This window comes from Providencia sp. PROV189 (assembly GCF_028480065.1).
Lineage (GTDB): Bacteria > Pseudomonadota > Gammaproteobacteria > Enterobacterales > Enterobacteriaceae > Providencia > Providencia stuartii.
The window spans coordinates 1-3,967 of sequence record NZ_JAMPOG010000066.1 but is presented as its reverse complement, the minus strand read 5'-3'; the positions used below and the strand labels follow the sequence as shown (position 1 = coordinate 3,967).

The window sequence follows — 3,967 nt, the reverse complement described above, 5'->3', positions numbered from 1 at the left end:
AGACTATTCAGAAATTACTTTCAGAGGTTGAACAACAATTAGTTCAGTTACCTGCGGCAGCGGTTATTTCGGATATCTCATCAACATCACCTGTTGATCTGGCGATATTCAGTAAATCCCCTGTTGGTTATAAATGTGTCTGGTTGCTTGTTGGTGTTGATCAACTTGCCTTGCGCGTATTACAAGGAGAGCATTATGGTTTTATTTCACGTCAGCAACGTGACAGAGTACTGAAATTAGCGGGTTATCAGGTTCGTCATGTGACCGGGATGGCGGTAAATTACCGGAAATATGAGATCTTCCGTCATAACCTTGATTTAAACAGTGAGACTTATCAACAGGCTTCCCGTTATTTAGGTGAAATTGATCCGGATATCATTTCAGGGAAAAAACGCGCTTCATTTTTACCTGTTTTAAAAAAATAACGAATATTATTTATATTGAATGAATTATTAAATAATAAGGAGCGGCAATGAAAAAAATTTGGTTACTTATCTCATGTTTTTCTTTATGGCTTTTAACCGGATGCTCTGTACAGGAAATCGCGGAGTGGAATCAGAAAATCAGTAATTTGGGTCATCAGGTCAGCAATACCATGAACGGGGGGATGCAAAAGCGGGAACAGCGGGAGTATGACGTGGTCATCCCTGTGGATATTGACACCGCTGCGGCCCGTCTGCGCCGCTATTATGGTTTTGAGGATGTGAATGCCAAAATTCGCGCGTTACGTCAGTCAGGTAAAGAAAGTGATCAATGGGTCGCCACGGCCATTGCAGAAGAAAGCCGTGGCTGGGAATGGGAAGTGACGCCGGGAAGTTATTATAAAATGGGGGCGGATATGGGAAAACGTAACCCGCCGGCACATATCGTCATCGAACTGGAGAAAAATGGTTCGGGGACTCACATGTATATCACTTACAGCGCTTCGTACAGTGATACCCTGACTCCGGAGTTTGTTCAGGAAATATTTAAAACCGCGAATGACGTTGCAACCGGAAAAAGAAGGTAGAACAGGGTAATGAAATTATTTCTGTGCGAAAAACCGTCTCAGGCCAAAGATATCGCCCGGGTGATCGGTGCACATCAGCGCCTGGACAATTTTTTTCAGGGAAATGGTGTTCAGGTCGCCTGGGCAAGGGGTCATCTGCTGGAACAGGCTGAACCGGAAGCTTATGGTGCGCAGTTTGCCGCGCCCTGGCGACAAAGTGCCTTACCCGTTATTCCTGAACAGTGGAAAATGGTGGTAAAAAAAGATGCGGTTTCGTTGTTTCGGACCATAAAACAGTTACTCAGTCAGGCAACGGAGGTGGTGATTGCCACGGATGCAGACAGGGAAGGGGAGGTGATTGCCCGAGAATTACTGGAGGCCTGTCATTACCGGAAAAAAGTGCAGCGTTTATGGTTGTCTGCGCTGGATGAGGCGAGTATCAGGCAGGCCTTAAATAACCTGTTACCCGGCGAGAAAACGGCCTCCTTATATTCTGCGGGATTAGGGCGGGCCAGAGCGGACTGGCTTATCGGCATGAACATGACACGTTTATTTACTCTCAAAGCCCGGGAACTGGGTTTTGGCGGGATATTGTCGGTCGGACGTGTCCAGACCCCCACACTGGCCCTGATTGTCCGGCGGGAAAGAGAAATCACGCACTTTGTTTCCAAACCGTTCTGGCGGGTAACTGCGTCTTTACAGCATCAGGGGATTGTTTTTCAGGCTCACTGGCGACCTGCTGTGCAATATTGTGATGATGAGCATCGTTGTATTCATGTTCAGGCGGCTCAGGCGGTGGAACAACTGTGCCGGCAGGCAGGCAAGGCGACGGTATGTACGGTAAATGAAACGAAAGGAAAAGCATTGCCGCCGCTGCCGTTTGATCTCGGGACACTTCAGCAGGCTACCTCAAAGCGTTGGGGGTATTCCGCTGATAAAGTGCTTGAAATCGCGCAAAGTCTGTATGAAAAACATAAAGCCACCACGTATCCCCGGACGGATTGCGGGTATCTGCCGGTGTCGATGCGTGCCGATATCCCGGTTGTTTTAAATGCCTTGTCACAAAGTGATCCGGCCTTACAGAATGTGCTGGCGCAATTGCAGCCGGCGCGTATTTCACGGGTCTGGAATGATGCAAAAATTACCGCTCACCATGCGATTATTCCGACCCGGCATACACCGGATTTGAATGCCATGAATGAGGCTGAACTGAATGTCTACAAACTTATCCGTACCCATTATCTTGCGCAGTTTTTGCCGGATCAGGAATGGGATGCGACGGAGGTGTTTTTAGATATTGGCGGACAACAATTTGTTGCCAAAGGAAAAGTCGAAAGGGTGAAGGGCTGGTCTGTATTATTTGTGAAACATGAAGACGATCCGTCAGTAAAGGAAGAGACAGACAACGGGCAGGAAACCGGAACGGAAACATTGCCGCCTCTTCATGAGGGAGGCGTCTGTGCGATAGCAGAGGCAAAGGTTGTACAACTGACAACCTCACCGCCGAAACCGTATACGGATGGGACATTGATTGCGGCCATGAAAAATGCGTCATCCTTTATTACCGATCCGACATTAAAAAAAGTCCTGAAAGAGAATGCGGGGCTGGGAACAGAAGCGACCCGGGCAGGGATCATTACCACGCTGGAAAACAGGAAATTGATTGTCAGACAGAAAAAAACACTCCGGGCGACAGACACCGGCTGTCAGCTGATTGATGCCCTGCCGGCAGCCTGTACGGATCCGGGAATGACGGCGTTATGGGAACAATCACTTGAGCAGGTGGCTCAGGGACACCTGTCTCTGGATGTGTTTATGCAAAAGCAAATCAGCTGGCTGTCTCATCTCATTAAAAAAGGCGGGGAAATGCCGCTGGCGCTGGATCTGCCACCGATGCCATCCTGCCCGGTGTGTCAGGGGAAGATGGTATTACGGGAAAGCAGTAAAGGACGTTTCTGGAGTTGTCAGCATTATCCGGATTGTAAAGGGAGTGTAGCATTACCGGGAAAGACGCAGGGCGTCACACAAGTCGTTAGAAAAAGAAAGAAGGCAGCGAAGAAGAGCATTACAGGGCTCTTTACCTGAGTGATAATTACCGTTAGCATAGCCAACGCTAGGGAAATACACCCCGTCATTGCGGCAAAGTCGTAGCGGAACAACTGCGACGGCGACAATGAGAAAGTTTGTCTGTCAGCAGGACAAACTTTAAGGCGCATCAACCTCATGAAAACCGCGCCGGAGCTGGTTGACCTCCTGAGGTTCTTTTTAACATTGCAGAGTTGGTGGTACTGTCAGGCGTTATTAACCGTAACGCCTTTTTTATTGGAAAAATTTATTCATCCATGTGATTGAGTATCTGAATCACCCAGTCCGGGCAGGTGCGGGCGCTGTTTTTTTCCGGTGAACATAACCAGGATTTTACCGCTCTGACAGAACAAGGTCTGCGTGTTGTCTTTTCAATAAGTTGAGCGAGGTCTTTTTGAGTCAGATGATGTTGCTGTAACCAGATTTTCAGTCTGTTTCTGTTATCCATTTTATTCACCTGTGTTTTTTCTCTCTGATTTGCTTTTTTACTTGACAAATAAAAAAAGCAGATTAATCCTTGTTCAGCTTATACCGTTGCATAATGCAACATTGCCAATGCTTCAGTTGTCTGAGAGAAGCGCCTACGGGTGACAACGATGCCAATGTTCCGGCAATCTGAGAGGAACGCCTACGGGTGATTGCCACTGCCAATCCTCGGGTCATCTGGGACGAGGGCCTACGGGCGATGACAGAACTCCGTTCGTCCTTGAAATCGACGGAGGGTGATAACAGCACAGTGTTATCATCAGGATCACCTTATACAACGCAAGTCGTCAGTTCGGGAGCAATCCTGTGACTGACCCCGGTGGGAAACACGTTCCTGCCGGGACGATGTTTCTCATTTTTTTACCTTTTTTATCTAATGGAGAAACATCATGACCAGCAAAAATACGG

At 47.9% G+C, this 3,967-nt stretch carries 4 protein-coding genes; 3 read left to right on the top strand and 1 reads right to left on the bottom strand.

Annotated elements, in window-relative coordinates:
* The 3 genes from PR833_RS20015 to PR833_RS20005 all read left to right on the top strand — a co-directional run.
* Positions 1–425: PFL_4669 family integrating conjugative element protein (locus PR833_RS20015; RefSeq protein ID WP_272526467.1), on the top strand; the 425-nt coding region annotated here is incomplete at its 5' end.
* A gap of 47 nt (positions 426–472) precedes the next feature.
* Positions 473–1,009 (top strand): hypothetical protein, encoded by a 537-nt coding sequence (locus tag PR833_RS20010; protein WP_248129420.1) that lies wholly within the window; start codon positions 473–475, stop codon positions 1,007–1,009.
* 9 nt (positions 1,010–1,018) lie between these two features.
* Entirely contained in the window at positions 1,019–3,073 is a 2,055-nt protein-coding gene (locus PR833_RS20005; RefSeq protein WP_248129421.1) for a DNA topoisomerase III, read from the top strand.
* Positions 3,074–3,320: 247 nt separating this feature from the next.
* Here PR833_RS20005 and PR833_RS20000 read toward each other — a convergent pair whose 3' ends face one another.
* Complete coding sequence (locus PR833_RS20000; protein WP_272526466.1) at positions 3,321–3,521, bottom strand: hypothetical protein; 201 nt, start codon at positions 3,519–3,521, stop codon at positions 3,321–3,323.
* Between the last annotated feature and the right edge of the window lie 446 nt (positions 3,522–3,967).

Bases quoted from the DNA above. Each gene is read 5' to 3' on its own strand.
- PR833_RS20010 (WP_248129420.1), top strand. From the start codon at position 473: ATGAAAAAAATTTGGTTACTTATCTCATGTTTTTCTTTATGGCTTTTA.
- PR833_RS20005 (WP_248129421.1), top strand. From the start codon at position 1,019: ATGAAATTATTTCTGTGCGAAAAACCGTCTCAGGCCAAAGATATCGCC.
- PR833_RS20000 (WP_272526466.1), bottom strand. From the start codon at position 3,521: ATGGATAACAGAAACAGACTGAAAATCTGGTTACAGCAACATCATCTG.